Origin of the sequence: Gracilibacillus saliphilus (genome assembly GCF_010994085.1) — a bacterium.
In the GTDB taxonomy this organism is placed as follows: Bacteria; Bacillota; Bacilli; order Bacillales; family Amphibacillaceae; genus Gracilibacillus; species Gracilibacillus lacisalsi.
Genome location: NZ_WJEB01000006.1, coordinates 1 through 23,948, shown reverse-complemented (window position 1 = coordinate 23,948; position 23,948 = coordinate 1). Strand labels below are relative to the sequence as shown.

The 23,948-nt window shown below is 37.3% G+C and carries 26 protein-coding genes; 14 read left to right on the top strand and 12 right to left on the bottom strand.

The features are described from left to right. Nucleotides 1-300: 300 nt before the first annotated feature. Nucleotides 301-1,200, bottom strand: coding sequence for a TIGR01777 family oxidoreductase (locus GHT08_RS08200; protein WP_163580950.1), 900 nt, complete (start codon nucleotides 1,198-1,200; stop codon nucleotides 301-303). Between the two features lie 67 nt (nucleotides 1,201-1,267). Between GHT08_RS08200 and recX the strand changes: the two genes are divergently transcribed. Continuing rightward, entirely contained in the window at nucleotides 1,268-2,083 is an 816-nt protein-coding gene (gene recX, locus GHT08_RS08195) for a recombination regulator RecX (RefSeq protein WP_163580949.1), read from the top strand. On the opposite strand, the gene GHT08_RS08190 is transcribed toward recX, so the two are convergent. Then, on the bottom strand, nucleotides 2,084-2,878 hold the full coding sequence (locus GHT08_RS08190; protein ID WP_163580948.1) for an HAD family hydrolase: 795 nt from the start codon (nucleotides 2,876-2,878) through the stop codon (nucleotides 2,084-2,086). A 145-nt stretch (nucleotides 2,879-3,023) separates the two neighbouring features. On the opposite strand from GHT08_RS08190, the gene GHT08_RS08185 reads away from it, so the two are divergent. Then, nucleotides 3,024-3,356: a YfhH family protein gene (locus GHT08_RS08185; RefSeq protein WP_163580947.1), complete on the top strand. Its 333-nt coding sequence runs from the start codon at nucleotides 3,024-3,026 to the stop codon at nucleotides 3,354-3,356. Nucleotides 3,357-3,376: 20 nt separating this feature from the next. Next, nucleotides 3,377-3,646 carry a YfhJ family protein gene (locus tag GHT08_RS08180; RefSeq protein WP_018932581.1) on the top strand — a complete coding sequence of 90 codons (270 nt, stop codon included), beginning with the start codon at nucleotides 3,377-3,379 and terminating at the stop codon, nucleotides 3,644-3,646. A 526-nt stretch (nucleotides 3,647-4,172) separates the two neighbouring features. Here GHT08_RS08180 and GHT08_RS08175 read toward each other — a convergent pair. Continuing rightward, the gene (locus GHT08_RS08175) at nucleotides 4,173-5,159 is read right to left on the bottom strand and encodes a metal-dependent hydrolase (protein WP_163580946.1); all 987 of its coding nucleotides are present in this window, start codon (nucleotides 5,157-5,159) and stop codon (nucleotides 4,173-4,175) included. A gap of 56 nt (nucleotides 5,160-5,215) precedes the next feature. On the opposite strand from GHT08_RS08175, the gene mutY reads away from it, so the two are divergent. The 4 genes from mutY (at nucleotide 5,216) to GHT08_RS08155 (ending at nucleotide 9,305) form a co-directional block, all read left to right on the top strand. Beyond that, nucleotides 5,216-6,277, top strand: a complete 1,062-nt coding sequence (gene mutY / locus GHT08_RS08170) for an A/G-specific adenine glycosylase (RefSeq protein WP_163580945.1) — start codon at nucleotides 5,216-5,218, stop codon at nucleotides 6,275-6,277. Between the two features lie 127 nt (nucleotides 6,278-6,404). Next, nucleotides 6,405-6,581 (top strand): gamma-type small acid-soluble spore protein, encoded by a 177-nt coding sequence (locus GHT08_RS08165; RefSeq protein ID WP_018932584.1) that lies wholly within the window; start codon nucleotides 6,405-6,407, stop codon nucleotides 6,579-6,581. A 416-nt stretch (nucleotides 6,582-6,997) separates the two neighbouring features. Then, the gene (ntdP, locus tag GHT08_RS08160; protein WP_163580944.1) at nucleotides 6,998-7,525 is read left to right on the top strand and encodes a nucleoside tri-diphosphate phosphatase; all 528 of its coding nucleotides are present in this window, start codon (nucleotides 6,998-7,000) and stop codon (nucleotides 7,523-7,525) included. Between the two features lie 28 nt (nucleotides 7,526-7,553). Continuing rightward, a complete protein-coding gene (locus tag GHT08_RS08155; protein WP_163580943.1) occupies nucleotides 7,554-9,305 on the top strand; it encodes an ABC transporter ATP-binding protein in 1,752 nt (583 codons plus the stop codon). A 29-nt stretch (nucleotides 9,306-9,334) separates the two neighbouring features. Here the strand turns inward: GHT08_RS08155 and GHT08_RS08150 are convergent, their stop codons facing one another. Continuing rightward, entirely contained in the window at nucleotides 9,335-10,423 is a 1,089-nt protein-coding gene (locus GHT08_RS08150; RefSeq protein WP_163580942.1) for an FUSC family protein, read from the bottom strand. Between the two features lie 188 nt (nucleotides 10,424-10,611). Between GHT08_RS08150 and GHT08_RS08145 the strand changes: the two genes are divergently transcribed. Further along, on the top strand, nucleotides 10,612-11,823 hold the full coding sequence (locus tag GHT08_RS08145) for a bacillibactin exporter BcbE (protein ID WP_272953888.1): 1,212 nt from the start codon (nucleotides 10,612-10,614) through the stop codon (nucleotides 11,821-11,823). Between the two features lie 49 nt (nucleotides 11,824-11,872). Here GHT08_RS08145 and GHT08_RS08140 read toward each other — a convergent pair whose 3' ends face one another. Continuing rightward, a complete protein-coding gene (locus tag GHT08_RS08140) occupies nucleotides 11,873-12,385 on the bottom strand; it encodes a DUF3231 family protein (protein ID WP_163580940.1) in 513 nt (170 codons plus the stop codon). Between the two features lie 50 nt (nucleotides 12,386-12,435). Continuing rightward, nucleotides 12,436-12,672, bottom strand: a complete 237-nt coding sequence (locus GHT08_RS08135; RefSeq protein WP_163580939.1) for a hypothetical protein — start codon at nucleotides 12,670-12,672, stop codon at nucleotides 12,436-12,438. Between the two features lie 113 nt (nucleotides 12,673-12,785). Between GHT08_RS08135 and GHT08_RS08130 the strand changes: the two genes are divergently transcribed. Next, complete coding sequence (locus tag GHT08_RS08130) at nucleotides 12,786-13,142, top strand: DUF2512 family protein (protein WP_163580938.1); 357 nt, start codon at nucleotides 12,786-12,788, stop codon at nucleotides 13,140-13,142. Between the two features lie 201 nt (nucleotides 13,143-13,343). On the opposite strand, the gene GHT08_RS08125 is transcribed toward GHT08_RS08130, so the two are convergent. From GHT08_RS08125 to GHT08_RS08105, 5 genes are all read right to left on the bottom strand, one after another. Then, complete coding sequence (locus tag GHT08_RS08125; protein ID WP_163580937.1) at nucleotides 13,344-14,633, bottom strand: glutamate-1-semialdehyde 2,1-aminomutase; 1,290 nt, start codon at nucleotides 14,631-14,633, stop codon at nucleotides 13,344-13,346. A gap of 67 nt (nucleotides 14,634-14,700) precedes the next feature. Beyond that, entirely contained in the window at nucleotides 14,701-16,608 is a 1,908-nt protein-coding gene (locus tag GHT08_RS08120; protein ID WP_163580936.1) for an FtsX-like permease family protein, read from the bottom strand. After that, nucleotides 16,583-17,359, bottom strand: a complete 777-nt coding sequence (locus GHT08_RS08115; RefSeq protein WP_163580935.1) for an ABC transporter ATP-binding protein — start codon at nucleotides 17,357-17,359, stop codon at nucleotides 16,583-16,585. Before GHT08_RS08115 ends, GHT08_RS08120 begins: the two co-directional genes overlap by 26 nt. Before the next feature lie 115 nt (nucleotides 17,360-17,474). After that, a complete protein-coding gene (locus tag GHT08_RS08110; RefSeq protein WP_163580934.1) occupies nucleotides 17,475-18,479 on the bottom strand; it encodes a sensor histidine kinase in 1,005 nt (334 codons plus the stop codon). A 2-nt stretch (nucleotides 18,480-18,481) separates the two neighbouring features. After that, nucleotides 18,482-19,177: a response regulator transcription factor gene (locus GHT08_RS08105; RefSeq protein ID WP_163580933.1), complete on the bottom strand. Its 696-nt coding sequence runs from the start codon at nucleotides 19,175-19,177 to the stop codon at nucleotides 18,482-18,484. A gap of 106 nt (nucleotides 19,178-19,283) precedes the next feature. On the opposite strand from GHT08_RS08105, the gene GHT08_RS08100 reads away from it, so the two are divergent. The 4 genes from GHT08_RS08100 to perR all read left to right on the top strand — a co-directional run bounded on the left by GHT08_RS08100 (nucleotide 19,284) and on the right by perR (nucleotide 22,076). Then, nucleotides 19,284-19,697, top strand: a complete 414-nt coding sequence (locus tag GHT08_RS08100) for a potassium channel family protein (RefSeq protein ID WP_163580932.1) — start codon at nucleotides 19,284-19,286, stop codon at nucleotides 19,695-19,697. A gap of 63 nt (nucleotides 19,698-19,760) precedes the next feature. After that, complete coding sequence (bcp, locus tag GHT08_RS08095; RefSeq protein WP_163580931.1) at nucleotides 19,761-20,228, top strand: thioredoxin-dependent thiol peroxidase; 468 nt, start codon at nucleotides 19,761-19,763, stop codon at nucleotides 20,226-20,228. A gap of 662 nt (nucleotides 20,229-20,890) precedes the next feature. Then, nucleotides 20,891-21,448, top strand: coding sequence for a cob(I)yrinic acid a,c-diamide adenosyltransferase (locus tag GHT08_RS08090; protein ID WP_163580930.1), 558 nt, complete (start codon nucleotides 20,891-20,893; stop codon nucleotides 21,446-21,448). Between the two features lie 178 nt (nucleotides 21,449-21,626). Then, nucleotides 21,627-22,076, top strand: coding sequence for a peroxide-responsive transcriptional repressor PerR (gene perR, locus GHT08_RS08085; protein WP_018932601.1), 450 nt, complete (start codon nucleotides 21,627-21,629; stop codon nucleotides 22,074-22,076). A 78-nt stretch (nucleotides 22,077-22,154) separates the two neighbouring features. Here perR and GHT08_RS08080 read toward each other — a convergent pair whose 3' ends face one another. Then, entirely contained in the window at nucleotides 22,155-22,514 is a 360-nt protein-coding gene (locus tag GHT08_RS08080) for a YgzB family protein (protein WP_018932602.1), read from the bottom strand. Nucleotides 22,515-22,731: 217 nt separating this feature from the next. Between GHT08_RS08080 and GHT08_RS08075 the strand changes: the two genes are divergently transcribed. Then, a complete protein-coding gene (locus GHT08_RS08075; protein ID WP_163580929.1) occupies nucleotides 22,732-23,604 on the top strand; it encodes a nucleotidyltransferase-like protein in 873 nt (290 codons plus the stop codon). Nucleotides 23,605-23,948 lie beyond the last annotated feature (344 nt).

Sequence of the window (23,948 nt, the reverse complement as noted above, 5' to 3'; positions counted from 1 at the left end):
GACAGAAACATGGTGTAGCTGTGTCCTTACCACCCTCGAATTTTTATCAAAGTTTAAACAAAAATTCGGGGTGGGAATCGAACCCACTAGAACCAGTTTACTTCCGCTGGTGGCGCACCATTTGCCTTCCCTTATATCAACTGCTCGATACCCTTATCTTACACAATAAACAAGATAGTTGTAAATAGGAAATCACAAAAAAATACGAAAAAAATTTAAGTAAAATGAAGGAATATTAAGAAAATTTACTTTAAATTAATATAAACGTCACAAACGACCGTAAATAACCTATTAAGACGATTAATTGTAAATTTCGGCTAATGCTTGCTCGATGGTAGCGTGGTAAAAATGATAGCCTGATTCGATTGCTTTTTCGGGTAAAACTTTTTGTCCATCCACAACTAGTATACTCATTTCACCTAGAAGTGTTCTTAAAAGAAAGCTTGGTGTGCGAAACCAGCTCGGCCTGTTCAAGGTTTGCGCAAGTGCTTGTGCTAATTCTTTATTTTGAACAGGGCTTGGGGCAGTGAGGTGTAAAGTGCGTTCAACATGTTTATGATCGATTGCATATAACAAGAGACCAACGACATCCTTAATATGGATCCATGATACCCACTGTTTACCGGAACCAATTTTCCCTCCGGCGAATAGTCGAAACGGGATTGCCATTAGTGGTAAGGCACCTTCTTCACCCAAGACGACACCAAGTCTTGCCACAACCGTTCGGACACCAAATGATCTTGCTTGTAATGCCGTTTCTTCCCAAGCTTCCGTCACTTCAGCAAGAAAGTCATTGCCTTGCTCTTCTGATTGTTCCGTAAAAGTTTTCGTGTCTGACGTGCCAAAGTAGCCGATAGCTGAAGCATTAATAAGTACTTCAGGCTTTTCTGACAGTTTGCGAATTAAGTCGATAATCGCATAAGTCGCATTAATTCTACTTTGATAGATTTTGTCTTTCTTTGCTTTGGTCCAATAACCAAATAGGGAATCCCCTGCCAAATTAATGATGGCATCAAGCTTTGGTAAATGTTGTTCTGGATGAAAATAGTCATGTAGCCATCCAATATAAGATACTTGTTGATTACTTTTATATTTGTTGGGAGATCGGGTCAAAATGTAGACGGAATCACCGCGTTCGGTTAATGCTTTTGTTACATGTTTTCCGACAAACCCAGTTCCTCCAGCTATTGCGATGTTCATTATAAGCCCCTCCATTTCGTTTGTAGAACAAATGTTTGTGTGCTAAAATAATAGTGAGGTGATAATCTTGCCCGAAATAGCTAAAATAACGACGCAAAAGAAATCGAAGCACCGTTATAATATTTTTTTAAAAGAAAATGAGCAAGAATACTATGGTTTTAGTGTTAATGAAGATATTTTGATCGAATATTATCTTCGAAAAGGGTTGTTCCTTACTCCTGAAATGATCGAGCAAATTCAAGAAAAAGATGAGTCCTATAAAGCCTATACCCTTTCTGTTAAGTATTTAAGTTATCGAATGCGTTCTGAGCAGGAATTAATTGACTACTTACAACGTAAAGAAGTTGACGATACTTATATCGGCGAAGTGATCTCTCGCCTGAAACAGGAAGGTTTGGTGGATGATGTTGCTTTTAGTGAGGCATTAGTCAGAACGAAAATGCAAACATCCACTAAAGGACCCTTAATGGTAAAGAAGGAATTAGTCGAAAAAGGTATACAAGCTCCTAATATTGAACAGGCATTATCCCTCTATACATTTGAGAAACAATTTCAAAAGGTAGAAAAATGGGCAAAAAAGAAATTACAAGCCTCCAGTAAAAAATCTCGCCAGCAACAAATCGACAGTATTAAACAGTCGCTATTACAAAAAGGGTTTTCATTCGATGTTATTACAGAAGTGTTAAATAATATTGAATTGGAGCGAGACGATGATGAGGAGTACGAAGCTGTCGTATTTCAAGGTGAGAAATTGGTGACTAAATACCAGAAAAAAGATAGTGGATATGGATTGAAACAAAAGGTGAAAGCAGCTTTATATCGCAAAGGATTTACAGCTGATCTAATTGACCGTTTTATAGATGAGTATCTAAGTGAGCACTGATTAACTTGTGCTCACTTTACCTTGGATAAATTCAATTGCCTCAAATACGTCATCAACAACGTGTGTTGCTTTTTGTTTAACAGCCTCTGGTGCTGTTACCATTGCAAAGCTGTTATTCGACATTTCAAACATCGGAATATCATTGAATGAATCACCTATTACAGCAATTTCTTCTGGATTTATATTTAAGTATTCTGCTAATGCTGTTAACCCTCGTGCTTTACTTACACCTTTTGGTACGATATCCACACAGTGCGGATCAGATAAATACGATTCACTCACCTCAGAAAATGCTTCGTCTATCTTTTGCTGGAAACCAACAATATCCTTTTCGTCGCCAAGCAGCATGTATTTACTAGGTAAGAATGCTTCATTATAGTCATCTGCAAAATCAACACCTTCTACCAGTGGGAAATAAAGAATGTCTTCCATAGCTTTAATTTCTGGTGTTTTAAAAGAAATATATGATTCATCCGCCGTTGTAATGCAGAATGGATTCGGAAAAGCACTGACTGCATGATGTAGGGCACGGCTTGTTGCAGCATCAAACGTTTTGGTGAAAATTTTTTGATTATCTTTCGTGTCGACAAACGCACCATTTTGACTGATGCGGTGTGCATCATGATTTATTTCTGAACAGATTTTCACGATATCTCGTTCCATTCTTCCAGTAGCAACGGCGAAATCAATGCCGTGTTCTTTTAAACGATGAATAGCATCTATATCTTCTTGTTTGATGATGTTGCCAGGTTTTAATAGTGTTCCATCTAAATCTGTCGCAAATAATTTTATCAAGCTGGACCATCCTTTTTTGTAAGATTACCCTCATTATACAGGGGAACAGGCTGTGTACGAAATAATATAGCACCGGTTTACGATATTTTAACATTAGCCAAAGTAATGGTAAAATAAAAGTAGAAACTAACATGGTGGTGTAGTAATGGAGCGCAGATATAGCACATATACGGTTGAGGAGTTACGAGCAGAAGTAGCAGTATTAAAGGAAAAATTACAAAAAGCAGAACAATGGGGAAATGTCAGTGAATATGAGATCCTCCAACGAAAAATGCAAATGGCAGCCGCTTATCTCGTGAATCCGGCTGATTTTGAGAAAGGTGAGCGCTATGAGCTAGCCGGAGATCCAGGGCAAACTTTTGAAATTACCTATATTAATGGTGTGTTTGCCTGGGGACATCGTGTCAATTTACTAGGTCAAAAATTTGAGGCAGAAGAAGCAGTGCCATTATCAATATTAGGGGATAAACAATCTTAATATAAGCGGGGGAAGTAGAGATGCAAGAAGAGATTCAAAGACTAGCAGAGGAATTACATCAAAAAAATCCATCTTTAACCTTGCTTGAGGCAAGAAGTTGGGTGGAATTACTTTGGGAAGATTTTGAATCGACAAGAGCGAAAGCAGGCAGGAAATACGAAGGAGTCGAAGTAACAAAGAAGATTGTACGCCACTGGATCGCACAATATGGCGATAAATTAGATGACTTCGCAACAAGATACCCAAGATATCAGAAATTAATCAATGGTGAAAATACAACCTTACATTAAAGAAAGCTTGGCTAATCGCCAAGTTTTCTTTAATTGGAGGAGTCCTTCTTTTCCTTGTACAGTAGGACTTTAACAACTTGATGAAGGACAGAAAAAGTAAAAATCAGAAAAAAGTGTCCATCATAAAGGCGATGAAGGACAAAAAAAGTAAAAATCAGAAAAAAGTGTGCATCATAAAGGCGATGAAGGACAAAAAAAGTAAAAATCAGAAAAAAGTGTCCATCATAAAGGCGATGAAGGACAAAAAAAGTAAAAATCAGAAAAAAGTGTCCATCATAAAGGCGATGAAGGACAAAAAAAGTAAAAATCAGAAAAAAGTGTCCATTATAGAGGTGATGAAGGACAAAAAATGCAAAAATCAGAAAAAAGTGTCCATCATAGAGGTGATGAAGGACAAAAAATACGAAAATCCCAAAAAGTGTCCTTCATAACAAGCTGAAGACTAAATATATCAAAGATTCTTCTTCCTTTTCAGTGATTTGATTAAAATCTTCATAAATTTTGTATTTGTGAGTGAAGAAATATCTCACACTGTATTACCATCCAAATTTAATTTATCCTGTAATTTTTTCTCGGAGAATACCCAGCCTGTATAAGAATTCATAATTCTCATATTGTCATCAATTTGAACGACCGCAACAAAGGGATAATGCCCTTCCGAACGGTAACGTAGATCAATGAATCGTACCTCGGTAAAGTCATCATACATATTGATTTCCCAACGGTAGATCGGTGAAAAAGATAGAAACGCAGAAATGTTTTTATCTTTCATCGCAAATTTTATAATCGGCTCATCAGGTAGTGGTACCCGATAAAATTTATCATCAATTTCGATATGACCATCTTTCACTTTTCCAACAAAAAAGTGTTGATCAGTTGTTAAGGCGATTCGCCAGACATTTTGCTTGATAGTCGGAGAGGTAGCAATCTGTTCGACATGGTCAAAATTTTCGTGAATCATCTTTACTATTTCCCGCTTGTCGATATACCGTTTAATGTAATACAATACAATAATAAAATAAATCATTAACCAGGTGTAGCCAGGATTAGCTCCAAGCAACCATGCAATGATCCCGATAACGTGTAGACTGAAAATGTACGGATCAAAGGTGCTGATAAAGCCATGCGCTACCCATTTTTTTGTAAAGGGCCGATACGCTTGTGTACCGTAAGCATTGAATATATCAACAAAAACATGCAGGAAGACGGCTAGAAATGTCCATAGCCATAAATGAATAAAACTAACTTCTGGGACAAACGAATGAATGATCGCGGAAATAAGGATACCCCAGAAAATAACAGCCGGGATGGAGTGGGTAATACCCCGGTGATGCCGGATATATGTGGCATTATCACGCAGTTTTAGTACGGTATCAAAGTCTGGTGCGTGTGACCCTATTATCGTTCCAACCATTACTGCGGTAAAAAGGGTCGTATCTTGTTGTACAATTGGATCTAATGTTGCAATGCCCCCTAAGGCTATACCCATTGTAATATGAGTACCAGTATCCATCATAGCTGCCCCTTTCTTGTCTTATTTAAATATTGTATCACGAAGGATGAATAACTGTGAAATATACGTCTACTATCAATATACCCCAATTTCAAGAGGATTTAATCACATGGTTTGAGAGAGAACAACGACAATTACCATGGAGAGAGAATCAAGACCCGTATCGAGTATGGGTGTCAGAGATTATGTTACAACAAACAAAAGTTGATACGGTTATCCCATACTTTCAAAACTTCATGGAGCATTTTCCGACTTTAACAGCTTTAGCGGAAGCTGATGAGCAAAAGGTATTAAAAGCATGGGAAGGCCTTGGCTATTACTCTCGTGCTCGTAATTTACAAACTGCCGTGAAAGAAGTAGTAGCACAATATGCTGCTAAAGTACCGGATAATCCAAAACAATTAGGTGACTTAAAAGGTGTTGGTCCGTACACAAAAGGTGCGATATTAAGTATTGCATTTAATAAGGCAGAACCAGCAGTTGATGGTAATGTCATGCGAGTTCTATCACGTGTTTTACGTATTGAAGAAGATATAGCCAAGCCTAAAACAAGAAAAACATTTGAAGCAGCGGTCCGGGATTTGATTTCAGAAGACAACCCGTCTGCCTTTAACCAAGGTTTAATGGAACTGGGTGCATTAGTGTGTACACCGAAAAATCCGAGTTGTTTATTATGCCCGGTGCAAGAACATTGCATCGCATTTCGTGAAGGTGTGGAACAGTCATTACCAATTAAGAAGAATAAAATAAAACAATCATCGCATACTTATTTTGTACTGGTTATTCAAAATGATACAGGTAATTATCTTTTGGAACAACGACCAGATCAAGGGTTATTGGCTCAATTATGGCAATTCCCAATGGTGAAAGCGGAGGAAGTGGATGAAAAACACCTATCAGCATATATACAAGAGAAATTTCAAGTAGAAGTAGTAGAGACGAATGATCTCGAGCCGGTGAAGCATGTCTTTTCTCATCTAACATGGTTTTTGAATGTGAAATATATAACTGTAAAAGGTGAAATGTCAGCACCTGGACATATGGAATATTTAACGAAAGAGGAAATTAAACAATATCCATTACCAGTATCTCATCAAAATATTTATAAACAATTATAGCAAAATATGCTGATTGTAAAGGAAACTTCATAATAGAAAAGTCGTTCTTAACCTCCACAAAAAAAATGATGTTTTTTGGATAAAATGAATCATCATGGGTAAATTAATGTTCGTGGAGGTGATATTGATGGCTAAACGTAACAATAACCAAGCAAACCCAAGCAAAACAAATGCTGCTGAAGTAAAACGCCAAAATCAACAAGCTGCACAAGGTCAAGGACAATTCGGTACTGAGTTTGCTAGCGAAACTGATGCACAAGAGGTTCGCCAGCAAAACCAAAAGTCTCAACAAAACAAAAAATAATGATACAGTCTTAAAAAAACTTGGCTCTTCCATGTGGAGAGTCAAGTTTTTTGCGTCTAGATAACAGTGTGCGAAATACATATAGTGATTCCTCTCAGCGCGGAAGATTCTAGAAGCACTCTCGAGGACAAAAAGAGGGAAAATCAGCAAGAAGTATCTTCGAGAAACTTTTCCCAGAACAATTAAAACGAAAGAAGTGCCGTCCACTAAAACATGGAGAGATAAGCCAAGTCTTTATCATTAGTAGAGAAAGTCTAGCTCGCCCGACTGTCAAAAACTAGCAGACTTCCTGTGAGCGTTCTTACTACCGACAACCTTCCCCCACTACTAAATGCACCATTCCAATTGTATTATTTTCAATTGTAAATATTTATCGTTATAATTAGTATTACTAAATATAAGAAAGGAAGATACGAATGGATGGCCTTGAACCAGGAAAATCAATTCAAATACAGAGCTATAAACATAATGGTCAGCTCCATCGTGTCTGGGATACAACAACGGTATTGAAAGGAACAAGTAATCGCGTGATTGGAGCAAATGATAAAACATTAGTTACGGAAAGTGATGGTCGCACGTGGATAACGAGAGAGCCGGCAATTTGTTTTTTTCATTCGAAGTATTGGTTCAATGTAATCGGAATGTTACGCGATGATGGCATATATTATTACTGTAACATTAGCTCGCCATTTGTCTTCGAAGACCGGGCCGTGAAATATATAGATTATGATTTAGACGTAAAAGTATTTCCAGATATGACATATACGCTATTGGACGAGGATGAATATGAGTTGCATAAAAGTCAAATGAATTATCCAAAAGTTTTGGATAAAATATTATGGAACAATGTCGATCATCTCCTACACTGGGTAAGACAGCGAAAGGGACCATTTTCACCAGAGTTCGTGGACCAATGGTATGAATTATATTTAACCTATCGCTAATCGCAACATCGAAAGAGGTGAAACAGGTTTGGACAGTATAAAAAGATATATGCAATTTGTCTTCCCCTATAAGTGGAAGATCTTAGTTACGGTATTGATAGGGATCGTGAAATTCGGTATCCCTCTTTTAATGCCTTTAATTGTGAAGTATGTAATCGATGATATTATCGGCGCTGACGGGTTAACCCCTGATCAAAAATTATCACAATTATTTTGGTTAATGGGAATCGCTGCAATTTTATTTATCGTTCTTCGTCCGCCAATTGAATATTATCGTCAGTATTTAGCACAATGGACAGGGAACAAAATTTTATATGATATCCGAGAAAAATTATTTGATCATATTCAACGTTTAAGCTTGCAGTTTTATTCACGCACGAAAACTGGCGAAATTATTTCCAGGGTAATACACGATGTCGAGCAAACCAAGAATTTTGTCATGACAGGTTTAATGAATATTTGGCTTGATATGATTACGATCTTGATTGCGATCGGAATTATGCTATTCATGGATGTATGGTTAACAATTGTAGCAATAGCGTTATTCCCGCTCTATGCCATATCCGTGAAGATTTTTTATGGAAAATTACGGAGTCTGACGAAACAAAGGTCCCAAGCATTAGCTCAAGTACAAGGTCACCTCCATGAGCGTGTCCAAGGAATACCTGTCACACGTAGTTTTGCATTGGAAGACTATGAAGAAAAAGAATTCGACAAACAAAATCAGAATTTCTTAGATCGTGCAATTGATCATACGGCATGGAATGCGAAAACATTCGCCGTTATGAATACTATTACAGATTTGGCGCCATTGTTAGTCATTGGGTTTGCCGGATATTTTGCGATTACATCTGATTTATCAGTAGGTACAATCGCGGCATTTGTCGGTTATATGGATCGTGTTTATAGTCCATTGCGAAGATTAATCAGTTCATCAACTGTACTAGTTCAATCGATCGCGTCCATGGATCGTGTTTTTGAATTTATTGATGAAAAGTATGATATTAAAGATAAACCGAATGCAAAACCATTGAATCAAGTCGATGGAAAAGTCGAGTTTGACCATGTATCTTTCCGCTATGAAGAAGAGGAAGAAATAGTCTTACGGGATATTTCTCTAGATGTTAAGCAGGGAGAGACAGTTGCTTTAGTTGGTATGAGTGGCGGTGGAAAGTCAACGATTATCAGTTTGATTCCACGTTTTTACGATGTAACAGGTGGCCGGATTCTTATTGATGGTCATGATATTCGTGATGTGCAAGCACGCTCACTAAGAGATAAAATTGGTATGGTGTTACAGGATAATATTTTGTTTAGTGAGTCGATTGCGATGAACATTCGAATGGGTAAACCTGATGCAACTGATGAGGAAGTAATAGCGGCTGCTAAAGCTGCCAATGCCCACCGGTTTATTACCGACTTAGCGAATGGTTATGATACGTTAGTCGGTGAACGAGGGGTAAAACTGTCAGGCGGACAAAAACAGCGAATTGCTATTGCCCGTGTATTCTTAAAAAACCCGCCATTATTGATTTTAGATGAAGCAACGTCAGCACTTGATTTAGAAAGTGAGCACTTAATTCAGGAAGCATTGGAAAAACTAGCGTCAGACCGAACTACTTTTATCGTCGCCCATCGATTATCGACGATTACCCATGCTGATCGAATCGTATTAATTGAAAATGGTGAAATTGTTGAAGAGGGGACACACCAGCAGTTAATGCGAGAGCAGGGTCATTATTATAATTTATATCAAGTGCAAGAATTAGATAATGATTAGAACCATCCGTAGCAAGCGGATGGTTTTTTCTATGGGTAAGGAAGTATTTTTCTGTTTTTTCTCTTAAAGTTAAAGTCGAGGTGCTCGTGAAATCTTTGATAACTATTTAATATTCGCTGGAGATGGAGGATTTCTTTATGATATTCCATCAATCGCGATGCAAGCGGTAATAGCGAAAGCCTATCTTTATCATCTTGTTCATATACATGTATAAGTGTTTCGACAAGATGTGGAATATTAGGGTCGGTAATTTCTTCTATCGATTTCGTAGGATTCTTTTTTATTTTACCCATCGCACTTAGTAACAAGCGTTCATGGGAGTAGATGATTTTATCTAATTCATCCACTAATACATTTTGGAATTCTCTCGGAATATTTTCGACTTTATCATCGTATTGATGGAATGCGTATAATGTAGCTAATGACTTTTTCGATGTATTAATCATTTGCCTAAAAATAATTAATTTCCGCATTTTTGGCATTCTAGTTTTTCTGAAATATATTCTTTCTTCACTAAACAATAAGTATGTATGATCGATATGACGTATTTCAGTTTCAATCCGGTCAATCTCAGTACGTAAAGCAGGATCATCTGATAAGTGTCTGGTAGAAATCCGTAACCATTGTAAAATATCAGAGGTGATCTGATCGATCGACTTGAATAAACGCAATTCATATTTTGGTGGTAAAAATAACATATTCACCATAAATGCTGAGAGGATTCCTAATGTTAATGCAGAAAAACGAACACCGGCAAAGTGTAATAACAACATTTCCGTTGTTTCCATTACCGCAAGAACAGCTATAATAGCTAAGGCAATTGTATTCTCATTCATTTTAAAATACATACAAAGAGCAATAACAATAATAATGGCAAAGCCAATTACAACAGGGTCATTGCCTAGACCGAATACAACCATAGCTCCAATACCGACACCAAAAATATTAGCATAAATTTGTTCGAGCATGGTTTGAAACGAACGATATATATTTGGCTGGATCGCAAAAGCGGCAGCAATCCCAGCATATGTAGCAGCTTCAATTCCTATTAAATCAGCAATATATAGTGCAACAGTGATTGCAAAACCAGTTTTCAGGATCCGAGCACCAAGCTTCATAAAAACCCTCCTTCTAAAATTTGTCATCATCAGTATAACAGTTTCCCTATTTTCGGTGAAATAAAGTGAGACTTCGACCTCTGATGGTTAATCACGTAATAAAGTACCGGAAAAATCCAAGTATGAAAAATGAGTGGAAGTGAACAATAGACATAGTACAATATAACCGTAGGATGGAAGGGAAAAACGTGAAAGAAAAAAAATTAGATCTCATTGCATTAGCATCAATACCACTAGTGATGACATTGGGCAATTCCATGTTAATCCCAATTCTTCCGATTATCGAAAAGAAAATAGATATCACATCTTTTCAATCAAGCCTGATTATAACTGTATATTCGGTTGTGGCCATTCTTCTGATTCCATTAGCAGGTTATTTATCTGATAAAATCGGGCGGAAAAAAGTCATGATACCGAGCCTTATTATTACCGGCATCGGAGGACTTATTTCTGCTTTTGCAGCATGGAAAATGGCAGATCCTTTTATGGTTATTTTAATAGGTCGTTTTTTACAAGGTATCGGTGCTGCCGGTGCCTTTCCGGTTGTCATTCCCACTGTTGGAGATATGTTTGACGATGAAAAGGATGTAAGTGCTGGATTAGGGATTATTGAAACATCGAATACATTCGGTAAAGTCTTAAGTCCAATCATTGGTGCAGCACTTGCTATTTTTATTTGGTATTTACCGTTTTTATTTATCCCGATCTTTTCGGCAATTTCAGTTCTATTAGTAATGTTGTTGGTTAAACCACCGAAAGAGGATGACGAAGAGGAGAAACAAACATTTAAGAAATTTTTACAATTGATCAAGCAAGTTTTTCACGACAATGGAAAATGGCTGATCAGTACTTTTATTATTGGCTGTATCAACATGTTTGTCCTATTTGGCTTTTTATTTCATTTTTCTACATTGTTAGAAAAGGATTATCAAATGGAAGGAATCATCAAAGGTTCCATCCTTGCTATACCATTGTTATTCTTATGTATTGCATCTTATGTAGCAGGAAAGAAAATTGGCAAAAATAAAATCGTGATGAAATGGGTAATTTTGATTGGAAATCTTATAGGGGGAGTTCCCCTGCTATTTATTAAACCTGATGTTACCATGATGTACATTTCGATCATGTTGTCAATAGCAGGAATTGGGATCGGAATCTCCTTACCAACATTAGATGCATTGATTACAGAAGGTGTAAAAAAAGATGTTCGAGGAACGGTAACGTCATTATACAGCAGCATGCGTTTTTTAGGGGTTGCTGCTGGACCACCGATAATAGCTATTTTTATTGAAAAAAATCCTGACTGGATGTATTACTTTTTAGCGGCACTGAGTGGGATTGCGATTTTGATTACCTTTTTTGCAGTTAAACCGAGTGCAGAGGAAAGCAGCCAATCATAAAACAACCCCGTTTCACTGAGTTGAAACGGGGTTGTTATCTGTTTATCTTTTATTGCTTGGTAGGGATATTGGTGTGTAATGGTGGTGTGACTAACCAACCTTTTTCTTTATTTAATCGCAGCATTTTCGCTCCGGCTTGAGCCTGATTCATATGAAATTGACCAAAAAGCATGGCGATGTCTTCACGTGTAGATTGTCCAATTATGGTACTGCAAGCTACAAGACATTTGGCGATATTTGCTGAGATTGCTGCACTGATCTCCGCATCATTAAATCTAGCTCCAACCGGAATATCCTCTAATGTTGCATATGAGCGTTCCGGTGCAGAAGGTGGTAAGGCAATACCATTTACTTTTAATATTTCCTCAATTCGTTCACTTTCCTGTTTGATTAAGGAAATACCATCATCCAATTCTTTTTTTAAATCTTGATCTCCACAATGGTTAAGGTATGTTTGGTACGCGGCATAGTTACCTTTGGCAGCCAATAAATATGCCCAAATGCTTGAAATTTCACCATAATGTAATGGTTGTTTTTTGGGATCACCTGATAAAATGCCCATGATTTTCCTCCTTTTTAATAGAAACCTACCATCGTAAGCCCCTTATTTGATTATTGACTTAACTGTTGTTGGCATTGCTGACAAAGTTGCTGAATTTGTTGCAGCTGTTGAGCAGCATTGCGTTCTGCTTGAGCCATTCCTTGTTGAGCAGCACCCATGTTTGCTCCAGCTTGTTGTTGAGCTTGTCCCTGTAATTGTTGAGCATTTTGCTGTTCTTGTTGTTCTAGTTGCTGTGCGATTTGTGTAATTTGTTGTAGTGCTTGCTGAACTTGTTGCTGATGAGGCATGTTATGTTCATCCTTTCGAATTTTGATACATAGTTATTTTGTGTATTTGATATGAAACTATGCGTGTGAATAAAAGCTTTTAGATAACAAACAATATGGAGGAGGTGATAAGAGTGATAAGTTTAATTGTCAAAATAGTAACAGTACCAATTGTGTTGCTGCTAGCTATGTTTATGTCGGATAATGTTAATTACGGGGCGATGTGGCAACCGTTTCTGATTATTTTACTATTAATAGGAAGTGGCTTGGCATTAGAATATGCAATGTTGAATAGTGGAACTTTGTGGACAAGTGTTATACTCGATTTAATCACAGCGTTTTTAATTCTCTATTTTATTTCCAATATATTCGCAGGTGCCTACGTTTCATTTGGAGGAGCTCTAGTCGTATCAATCATTTTAGGTGTATGCGAGTACTTGCTACATCGATTCTTAATCCGTTCTGGAAATGTTGATAAAGCTCCAGCTTAAATAATTAGGAGGTGTAGTAGTTCCCACTATACCTTTATCGAGCGGGTTTTGCTCCGTTTTTTCTTCATGTAGAATAGTGTAATAAGTTAAAAAGAAGCTAGTCTAGATATATTATTATCAAATTTCTCCTTAATAAACCAAATGAAGGACAAAAGATGCGAAATCCGCAAAATTTGTCCTTCAAATTTAAAATCAAATAGCTTAGGCCATCTCGCCAAATGCGTGATTAATACATTCAATTGTTTCTTGAATATCTTCTTCCGTATGAGCAATTGTTAAAAACCATGCCTCATATTTAGAAGGGGCGAGATTGATGCCTTGTTTCAACATTAATTTAAAGAATTGTCCAAATTTATCGCCATCTGTAGCCTCCGCTTGAGCATAATTGGTTACTTTTTCTGAACCAAAGTAAAGCGTTAGTGCCCCTTTTAAGCGGTTGACAGTTATATCAATGCTGTGTTTCTCAGCGGCATCAAGCATCCCTTTTTCTAACATCGTACCTAATCGATCAAGCTTGTCGTAGATACCATCTTCTTCTAGTACTTCTAAACAAGCAATTCCAGCTGACATCGATGCTGGATTTCCAGCCATTGTTCCAGCTTGGTATGCTGGTCCAAGTGGTGCGACCTGTTCCATGATTTCTGCTTTACCACCATATGCTCCAATTGGCAGTCCGCCACCAATGATTTTACCCATCGCGGTCATATCTGGTTCAACACCAACAAGTTTTTGGGCTGATCCATACGTAAAACGGAATGCGGTAATTACTTCATCATAAATAACTAAAGCACCAGCATCATGTGTAAGGTCATTTACTTGTTGTAGAAATCCTTCTTCAGGCTCGACAATCCCGAAGTTGCCGACAATTGGTTCAACTAAGACGGCTGCTATCTGGTCACCCCAGTAATTCAGAGCTTCTTTAAATGCTTCTATATCATTAAAAGGTACGGTGATCACTTCTTGTGCAGTCGCTTTTGTTACACCAGCAGAGTCAGGGTTTCCTAATGTAGAAGGACCAGAACCTGCCTGTACTAACACGGTATCAAAATGGCCATGATAGCACCCAGCAAATTTAATGACTTTCTCACGACCGGTGTAGGCGCGAGCCACACGAACAGTTGTCATCACGGCTTCTGTCCCAGAATTAACGAAACGAACTTTGTCTAACGATGGAATCGCTGCTTTTAACTTTTGAGCAAAAATATTTTCTAGTTTCGTCGGTGTTCCGTATAGCACACCATTTTCAGCAGCGCGTTGAATGGCTTCTGTAATATGTGGGTGAGCATGACCAGTAATAATCGGACCATAAGCTCCTAAATAATCGATATATTTATTGCCATCGACATCCCAGAAGTAGGCACCTTCGCCCTTCTCCATATAGACAGGTGTGCCTCCGCCAACTCCTTTATAAGCACGGGATGGTGAATTGACTCCTCCAACAATATGTTGCTGTGCTTCTTTATGTAAAGCTTCTGATTGTGTATATTGCATGAAAAAACCTCCATGATTAAAATGCAACTATTATTATAGCACTTTTAACCACAGAGGGAAAAACAGCTTACATCACATGTTTAATTTTACGAATATACAATCCGCGAATGAAGAAAAAGTAAATGACATATACCAATAAATAACCACTTATCAGTGTGACACTTGGCAGTAAAACAGATGATTCCAACATATTTTGTAATGCCTTAAAAGCAAACCCAGCATGAATTACCGCTAGGATAAAAGGTATGAAAAACAAATAGGCAACTTGTTTTGTAGCAATTTTTTTCATTTCACTTATAGTGAGTCCGATTCTGTACAATGCCTGATATTGCCTAATATCCTTATCTAGATCCTGATAAATTTTGAAATAGAGAATCGATCCTGCTGCAAGGAAGAAAAGAACACTAATAAACATTCCGAAAAATAATGCATAGGATAAGGTGTTCCTTAGAACTAGGTAAGAACTCGCTTTATCCGATCCCCTTACAATGTCAGAATCAACTTGTTCTGCATGTTCCCTAATGTATTCTGCATTCGCTACCCAATCATCAACGGTTAGGGCAACATAACGATAATGCTCATTTGCCTCAGCAACAGATGCAAATTGATCATACAGTTGATCACTGACAACGACGGTGTAACTGGTATGGTAGTTGGAATTCACTATAGATAAAGCATTATCTGCTTGCACTGTTTCCTGAAAATTTTCAGATTGTAATGTTAATTCTCCAGCTATCGGATTGGAGAAGCTCATATCATAAAAAAAAGTCAACACCATCGCCTCATCATCTGTTAAATCCCAAGTTGCTTCTTCCTCGTTTAATGCTAACAAAGATTGATAATCTGAATAGGATAGCAGGTTAACCCATGTTTCCCTGTCATTGTTCGTTACCTTTGCTTGGGTAAGGTCAACGGCTAATGATTGATAATCAATATTTTCATCTTCAAGTGCTGTTGTAAATGGCTTGATTTCCTCATTCATCTTTTCAATATTGTCTATCCCTTTACTGATGAAAGAAACATCCTGCGGTATATTAGCTGTTGCTTCCGTTTCGGCACTTTCGAACACACCATACATGACTCCGGAAGCGGTAAAGGCTACAGCACTTAAAATGGTAACGAAAAACAATAGACGAGCATGATCTTTTAATTTATAGCCTAAATCCGAAACAGTCAGCAAGTTTGTCTTATTAAAATAAAGATGTTTATTTTTCTTAAGAAGATGGATAAATAACACCGAGAATTGTGTAAATAACAGGTAAGTACCTGGAATAATCAATGCTAGGATAGGCATCATCCGGTATCCGATCGACACCATATCCGATGTCCATGCTAAATAATAAGCAGCGATGACGAGTCCAATCCCAATGGTAGCAAGTATCCATGAAAATCTAGGTGTTCGTTTCGGCGCTTTGGCACCTTGAAATAAATGAACGATCGAATTAACCCTTAAAGTCCATACAACGATTAATGAATTCAATTCAAACATAATAAAATAGCTGACAAATGTTAAGGCGAGTGCTTTCCATGAAATTTGAAAACCTAATGAATCCTCAAGACCAAGCAGACTGGAAAAGCCCATAATAAATAGATTGGCAAACAGCATACCAACTAGTATCCCTGTAATAATGGATACTAATCCAATTATCGTATTTTCTAATATTAACAGACGGTTTAGCTGGCTTTTACTAATACCAAGTGTCATTAAAATACCGTATTCCTTCTTACGGGATTTAATGAAAGCACCTGTAGAATATAGTACAAACAAAAAAGAAAAGCTGAAAATGATGACTTCAGCAGCTGTAATACCACCCTGGACAGTAGCTTGAAAACCATAATTAGCGATCTCCGGGTGAAACATAATCACCGCATATATAAAGAATACGGCTACCGAAAACATACAACTAAAGAAATAACTGAGATATTGCCGAGAGTTACGTTTAACATTATTAAATGCGAACTGTCTGAAGGTCATCGGTATCTCCTCCTAGCATGGACTGTACATTTAAGATCTCTTGGAAAAAGGATTGCCGATTATCACCTTTATGGAGTTCATTAAATATTTTGCCATCTTTAATGAACAGGATTCGTTCACAGAAGCTAGCAGCGAAAGGATCGTGTGTCACCATTAATGTTGTTGCTTCTTTCTGGTTGTTTAATTGTGATAGAGCGTCCATCACTTGTCTAGAAGCTTTTGAATCTAAGTTACCTGTAGGTTCATCTGCGAAAATAATTGCCGGTTCATGAATAATTGCCCGGGCAATAGCGGCCCGTTGCATTTGTCCACCTGATACTTCAAAGCTGCGATTACGTAAAATCGTATCAATCCCAAGTTGATTAGCAATTTGCGCTAATTTATTCTCCATATCTTTTACTTTCCAACCGTCTAATGTCAGTGGAAGCATAATATTTTCAGCAATCGTTAAGGTATCTAATAAATTGAAATCCTGAAAAATAAAGCCCATTTCCCGTCGTCTGAACATAGCAAGTTTGCCCTTTGACAGACGGGTGATCTCTTCTCCATTAATTGTAAGTGTTCCAGCGGATAAGCGGTCAATGGTTGACAGAACATTGAGTAGCGTTGTTTTACCACTACCAGAAGGCCCCATTACACCAACAAATTCTCCTTTTTCAATCGAAAGTGAAATATTATCGATTGCTTTATGTTCAATGCCACGTTTACTGCCATATACTTTTGAAATATTTGTTGCCTCTAATAGACTCATGATCTGTTCATCCTTTCAGGGAATCATTTATCTCTCATTATAAACAGGTTACCTTCTATCACCTATTGATTATTCTTTCAAAATAAAAAAGAAATCTTACATTTTTGTAAGACTTCTATTGTGAAGGGTCAAACCGAATTGTAAACGTTGTTCCCTTTAATACTTCTGAACTTACTGTTAGTTGATGTTCTAACGAATCACATATTTGTTTAGCAAGGAATAATCCCATTCCAGTTGATTCGCGGTAATGGCGCCCATTTTCTCCAGTGAAAAAAGGATCAAAAATTCGCTTCAAGTCTTGCTTTGCTATTCCGATTCCATGATCGGTAATCTTTAACTCGATGGCACCTTCCCATACAGATGCTTGATAGACAATATTGCTGTTCGTATTACTGGCATATTTAATCGCGTTAGCTGTAATTTGCTCGAGCACAAAGCCAAGCCATTTCGGATCGGAATAAATATGTAATGTTGGTTCAATCTCAACTTTGGGATAGACACGATTACGGATAAAGCTTGATTTATATTCTTGGATAATGGAATGCACTAAATCTTTTAAGTCAATTTTTTCGACATGAAAATCTCGTTCAAATTGCTGTAAGCGAGATTGGTATAAGGCAAGTTGCAAACCTTGTTTGATACGGTCCAGTTCCTCATCCATATCTTGCTTGAATTGTGCCGGCAGATTATGTTCTTCTTTTTCCAATGTTAAGCGCATCACAGATAGCGGTGTTTTCATCTGGTGGATCCATTGTTGCATAAAAATATTCTCTTGTTTTTTCTCGGCATGTAATTGTTCTACTTGCTCTTTATAACTGTTATATTGTTTCTCATAATGTTCTCTTAATTGAGTAGTAAGATAATCAGGAGTATTCGGCAGCCAGGCAGATTCTGTCGCATCATCAATCGTATAACGATAGATGTCACGATATTTAGTGTAACGATAAGTATGATATACAAGCAGGAAAAAAGTAACGATAATGAACATGTAGAGAACATCGCCCTTACTAATTCCTGAATCAGTAAAAGAACTGGCTAGCTGTGCGACAATGATCACGATAATAATTTGAGAATAAAAGAAAATAATCGAACCTATTTGATCTTTTAGATAATCTTTCATGTTCAACGCTCCCAGACTTGTTCTAATTTATAGCCTGCGCCACGAATAGTTTTCAATGCGCCTTCTATTCCTAAATCTGTTAACTTCTTTCGTAGTCTCGTTATATTGACACTTAGTGTATTATCATCAACAAAGTCCTGATCATCCCATAATCGTTCTAGTAAAAATTCCCGTGACACAATTTTTTCTACTTGTTTCATTAGCGCTTGGGCTAATAAGTATTCCTTTTTCGTTAACAAACACTGTTGATCTTGAAACGATAAAATAAAAGTGGATGCATCTAGCTGCAAACCATTGACATCAATCAAGTTTGCATTTTTATCAGCACGATATTCACCGTAAACACGCCGCATCAAACTTTTGATTTTCGCCAGCACGACTTCGAGCTGAAATGGTTTGGTTATGTAATCATCTGCACCATTTTCAATTGCCATGACTTGATCCATGCCACTGTCACGAGCCGAGATAAAAATAATCGGACAATTACTTATAGCACGGATTTTGCGGCACCAGTAAAAGCCGTCAAACCTTGGCAAATTAATATCTAATAATACAAGGTGTGGCTGATAGTCCTGGAATTTCTCTTGGATTTGATCAAAATCGTTCACTGAAGCTATTTCATAATCATATTTTTGTAAGAAATCTGCCAATATATCACGAATTTTTGGATCATCTTCGACAATATAAATACGTCTCATTCGTCATCACTCCTACTATTTCATCGTATACTAAAAATAGGAAAATATAAAGCGAGAGTTTCACAGGATGTTACAGCCCGTGATTAACAGGTGAGGGAGGGGAGTTATGGTTGCAGTTATTTCGATTCTATTAATTGTCATCTTATTAATAGGAAGTTTATATGCATTTATTTTCGGAAAAGCACATCAACGTAGTTATTTTTCCTATGAAATTTTTTATACACTACTTGCAGTTTATTTTACTGTCCTCACCTCATTTGCTTGTTTATATTTCGTCTTATCCTTTCAAGGTGTCTTATTACTGGATGATGGTAAATTGACAAAATTACCGCCATTTGAAACATTAGCGCATTCTTTTTATTTTAGTGGTGTCACCCTAATGACTGTTGGATATGGCGATATAACACCTATAGGCTGGGGTAGGTTGTTGGCACTAATCGAATCATTAATCGGCTATATATTACCGCCGGCTTTTTTTCTGAAAATATGGCAAGGTAAAGGGGAACGTGATGTATATTAGTTGAGACTTCCGCCAATTTCAGATACGCTTGAGATAACAATGATGGATGGAGGGATTTCAATCATGACAGTTGAACTTGGACAAGCTGTACAAGATTTCGAATTAACGAATAATAAAGGGGAACAAGTAAAACTCTCCGATTATAAAGGCAAGAATGTCGTGCTATATTTCTATCCGAAAGATGACACCCCAGGCTGTACGACAGAAGCGTGTGATTTCCGTGATAATTATGAAAGCTTTCAAGACTTAGATGCCGTTATTCTTGGTGTAAGCCCGGATTCAGAAGAAAGTCACAAGAAATTTATCGACAAGCATGATCTACCTTTTGAATTATTAGTCGATCAAGATAAGGAAGTTGCGGAGCAATTTGGTGTATGGCAATTAAAGAACAAATTCGGTAAAGAATATATGGGGATTGTTCGCTCTACCTTTATTATCGACAAAGAGGGCGTCTTACAGAAGGAATTCCGCAATGTTCAAGTAAAAGGACACGTCGAAAAAGCATTAAACTACATTCGGGAAGAATTATAAGACCGAAAAGTGTAAGCATGAATAGTGCTTGCACTTTTTTGTTCTAATATAGAAAAGTATATAATCCGCTGTATCAACGCATTTGTAAGCAGAGTAGCCATTTTGAAATAGCTTGTACAGGAAACCATCGCTGCGGCTGTCCACTTCCCTTTCCACGGGATTTTCGCCTAAGCTAACTTTGGTAAGCAAAGAGCGCTTACCAAAGTGGATCTTAGTCGAAAATCATCCCGTAGGAGTGGAAGTGGACGGCCTCCGCTATGAAATTATTCTACAACGTTTGTGACTGCTAACTTCTCGAGCTTTCTCAACCTGAGTAATAAAATTGGCATCTCAGCGAGTACACTCATTGTAGAGCATTAATTAGCGTAGGCGTCCACTTCGACTCCTGTGGGATCAGCGTGGTCTGAAGATCCACTTTTGTAAAGCGATCTTCTTTACAAAAGTTAGCTGAAGAGACGCCCCACGGAAAGCGAAGTGGGCAAGCCGCAGCGGTTGTTACGCCTATTATTCATGTCAAAATAACTACTTTGGACAGGACCGGGTGGGCTTTCCCGTTTTTTCTTACTTGTAAGGAAAGCATATGTACTATCGCTTTTGGAGCGATGATAAGCACGGGGTTTGCTGGTTTTAATTAACCAAACACCAAAAAAGGAGGGAATATCATGCGTATTTATACAAGGTCAGGTGATCAAGGAGAAACATCGCTAATTTACGGAAAACGTGTTCCAAAAAATGATACAAGAGTAGAGGCATATGGCACATGTGATGAAATCAATGCTGTAATCGGACAAGCAATCAGTTTAATCGAACAGGAGGACTTTCAGGCAAAAGTTACATTAATAGATGAACTTCATTATCTGCAAACGATTCTGTTCCACGTCGGTTCAGAGCTGGCAACACCAGAAGGTAAAGAAGTGACATGGAAGCTGGAGCAACGTCACATTGATGCTTTAGAACAACAGATCGACAAATGGCAAGGGGATCTTCCAGAATTGCGCAATTTTATTTTACCATCCGGACATCCTGCAGCAAGTTCGCTCCACCATGCAAGAACGGTAGCAAGAAGAGCAGAGCGAATGGCTGTCGGATTACTGGATCAATTACAGGACTCACTCGCGCTCAAATATTTAAACCGTTTATCCGATTATTTGTTTGTCGCGGCACGAACAGTAAACCATCAGTTAAACGTCGAAGAAAAACAGTTAAAAGCGGATATCTAATAAAGGACTAGCATAAAATTATTGGTAACTCGTATACTTATATTGACAGACTAAGTAGATAGAGAGTACACTAATTATAAGAATTATAAAGTAATAATTGTGTTAATAGTGGTCCTATTGTAAAATAGTACTAATGAGCACACTGAGATATTACAATTTGTAGGAGAAAGTGAGGTGCATGGCGGTGTCTGAACATATGCTGCAAGAAGCGGTAGATAAATTAAAATCTTCAGGCGTTCGAATTACACCACAGCGTCATGCGGTGTTGGAATATTTGTTGAATGCTGAAACTCACCCTACTGCTGATGATATTTATAAAGCATTGGAAGGAAAATTTCCTAATATGAGTGTTGCAACTGTCTATAACAATTTACGTGTATTTCGCGAAATCGGTCTTGTTCGTGAATTGACATATGGAGATTCATCAAGTCGTTTTGATTGTAACACATCTAAGCATTATCATATTATATGTGATAACTGCGGGAAGATCGTTGACTTTCACTATCCAAGCCTTGATGAAGTCGAGTCATTAGCAGAACAGATTACTGGGTTTGATGTAAGCCATCACCGAATGGAAGTATACGGTGTTTGTCAAGAATGTAAAAAAGAGAAAAATCAAATCGTATAAAAAGAAACACACGATGCACCTTTGCTCGTGTGTTTTTTATCCATCATTATCTGTAAAGTAAAAAAACGTCGCTAGTACTTAGCGGCGTTTTTTCTTTGAATTATAGCTTTCGTCAAATTCTTTTCCTTCTAAGTCCTTATCCAATGTGAGCGGCTGTTTACAATGCATACAAGCATCGACACGCCCGAGCATTTTGGTCGGTTTCTCACAGCTTGGACATATAATAGGTACGGCTCGGGTAGAGAGCATGCCGATCCAAAAATAAACGACTGAACTGAAGATGATTGCCATAGTTCCTAAAATCATAAAGACCAGCATCAGCCATCCGATATTTTTAAAGAGTAAACCAACATACATAATGATGAATCCGATAAAAACTAAAGACAATGCGAAGGTTCTGATTTTATTTATTTTACTTTTATATGTAATATCCGCCATAGAACTTCCTCCAAAACAATAGTGTATATCCGATTGTAGTATAGCATATTCGTAATGAAAATGCTTGCGGTCGAAATACTGATGTCAAATAGTACCTGTTTGCAAGCCCGGCTTATTGGGTAAAAAGTAACAAATCAAAAAAGTTACGATCATTGAAAGGGATTAGCTAATTTATATCGAATTATTAATTATGAAAGGATTAGAGGGGGAGAATCAATTGGAGGATATTTTACGTCCTATTTACCAAGAAAGAGCTAGTAACCGTAACACAATGGGCATACTGATTATGGAGAAAAAGAAAAAAATCAGCCCGGAGACAGATAATTTTGATTCCATTTTGTTGGTAGTTGTAAAAGAACTAGAAGAGAAATGGCTCGTCAAACATTATGAGTTTGGAGAACAATCAGCAGCGTTACATGTTATTGACCGCGATTTATTAGAAGAATGGATTGAGAAGAGTATCTATAGAAGAGCGGTAGAATGGATTATTAACGGAAGAATCATCTATGACCGCAACGAATATTTGGCGAATTTAAAGGAAACATTACGAGTATTTCCATGTGATAACAGAAAATTACGCTTAACGATTGAATTTTCCAAGCTAACAAGAAGCTATATTGAATCGCGAGATCTATTCGAATCTGGTAATTACTTGGATGCGTATAGTAGACTGTTACGTTCCCTACATTATTTAGGGAGAATCACCATTTTGGATAAAGGCTACCATCCAGAAGTAATGGTATGGAATCAAATAAAGCGGATTGATCCGGAAGTGTATAAGTTATATGAAGAATTAGTTCGAAGTACAGAAGAAATGAGTAAAAGAGTAGAACTGATGCTTTTAGCAATGGATTTTGCGATTAAACAACGAGCAGAAACATGTTCAGCCCATTTGTTAGAAGTGATGGGAACACGTGATACACCTTGGGGATTTGGTGAGTTAAAAACACATCCGGATGTAACTCCCTATATGTATGATTTAGTAAGTGTAGTGGAGTATTTAGTTTCAAAGGATATAATCGAAGTAGTATTAGAAGAAACAAAAAGTACAACAATACGTCATCGTAAATATCAAGTTAGGAATAAGTAGAAGCTGTTATGCTTCTGCTTTTTTCTATAATATAATTGACGTTCTTTTTTATGCACACATTATAACGGAAGGCATATACTGTTGATGTTGATGCTAAAGAAGGGCTATAATCACGGAAAAGAATAAGGAAATAAAAAAATGCTGAAAAGTTGTTGACACTTTATTAAAAAGCGTGTTATATTATTAATCGTCGCTGAAACGGCGTAACAAAAAATATCATCTTTCAACAGCAAGCAAAAAAGAAATTTTAAAAAGTTGTTGACATCAATTAGGTGAGATGATATGATATAAAAGCTGTCGCAAAAAACGGCAGTCACATTGATCTTTGAAAACTGAACAAAACA

Bases quoted from the DNA above. Each gene is read 5' to 3' on its own strand.
- GHT08_RS08200 (WP_163580950.1), bottom strand. From the start codon at position 1,200: ATGAACATCGCAATAGCTGGAGGAACTGGGTTTGTCGGAAAACATGTA.
- GHT08_RS08185 (WP_163580947.1), top strand. From the start codon at position 3,024: ATGGAGCGCAGATATAGCACATATACGGTTGAGGAGTTACGAGCAGAA.
- GHT08_RS08180 (WP_018932581.1), top strand. From the start codon at position 3,377: ATGCAAGAAGAGATTCAAAGACTAGCAGAGGAATTACATCAAAAAAAT.
- GHT08_RS08175 (WP_163580946.1), bottom strand. From the start codon at position 5,159: ATGGATACTGGTACTCATATTACAATGGGTATAGCCTTAGGGGGCATT.
- GHT08_RS08165 (WP_018932584.1), top strand. From the start codon at position 6,405: ATGGCTAAACGTAACAATAACCAAGCAAACCCAAGCAAAACAAATGCT.
- ntdP (WP_163580944.1), top strand. From the start codon at position 6,998: ATGGATGGCCTTGAACCAGGAAAATCAATTCAAATACAGAGCTATAAA.
- GHT08_RS08150 (WP_163580942.1), bottom strand. From the start codon at position 10,423: ATGAAGCTTGGTGCTCGGATCCTGAAAACTGGTTTTGCAATCACTGTT.
- GHT08_RS08140 (WP_163580940.1), bottom strand. From the start codon at position 12,385: ATGGGCATTTTATCAGGTGATCCCAAAAAACAACCATTACATTATGGT.
- GHT08_RS08135 (WP_163580939.1), bottom strand. From the start codon at position 12,672: ATGCCTCATCAGCAACAAGTTCAGCAAGCACTACAACAAATTACACAA.
- GHT08_RS08125 (WP_163580937.1), bottom strand. From the start codon at position 14,633: ATGCAATATACACAATCAGAAGCTTTACATAAAGAAGCACAGCAACAT.
- GHT08_RS08120 (WP_163580936.1), bottom strand. From the start codon at position 16,608: ATGACCTTCAGACAGTTCGCATTTAATAATGTTAAACGTAACTCTCGG.
- GHT08_RS08115 (WP_163580935.1), bottom strand. From the start codon at position 17,359: ATGAGTCTATTAGAGGCAACAAATATTTCAAAAGTATATGGCAGTAAA.
- GHT08_RS08110 (WP_163580934.1), bottom strand. From the start codon at position 18,479: ATGAAAGATTATCTAAAAGATCAAATAGGTTCGATTATTTTCTTTTAT.
- GHT08_RS08105 (WP_163580933.1), bottom strand. From the start codon at position 19,177: ATGAGACGTATTTATATTGTCGAAGATGATCCAAAAATTCGTGATATA.
- GHT08_RS08100 (WP_163580932.1), top strand. From the start codon at position 19,284: ATGGTTGCAGTTATTTCGATTCTATTAATTGTCATCTTATTAATAGGA.
- bcp (WP_163580931.1), top strand. From the start codon at position 19,761: ATGACAGTTGAACTTGGACAAGCTGTACAAGATTTCGAATTAACGAAT.
- GHT08_RS08090 (WP_163580930.1), top strand. From the start codon at position 20,891: ATGCGTATTTATACAAGGTCAGGTGATCAAGGAGAAACATCGCTAATT.
- perR (WP_018932601.1), top strand. From the start codon at position 21,627: ATGGCGGTGTCTGAACATATGCTGCAAGAAGCGGTAGATAAATTAAAA.
- GHT08_RS08080 (WP_018932602.1), bottom strand. From the start codon at position 22,514: ATGGCGGATATTACATATAAAAGTAAAATAAATAAAATCAGAACCTTC.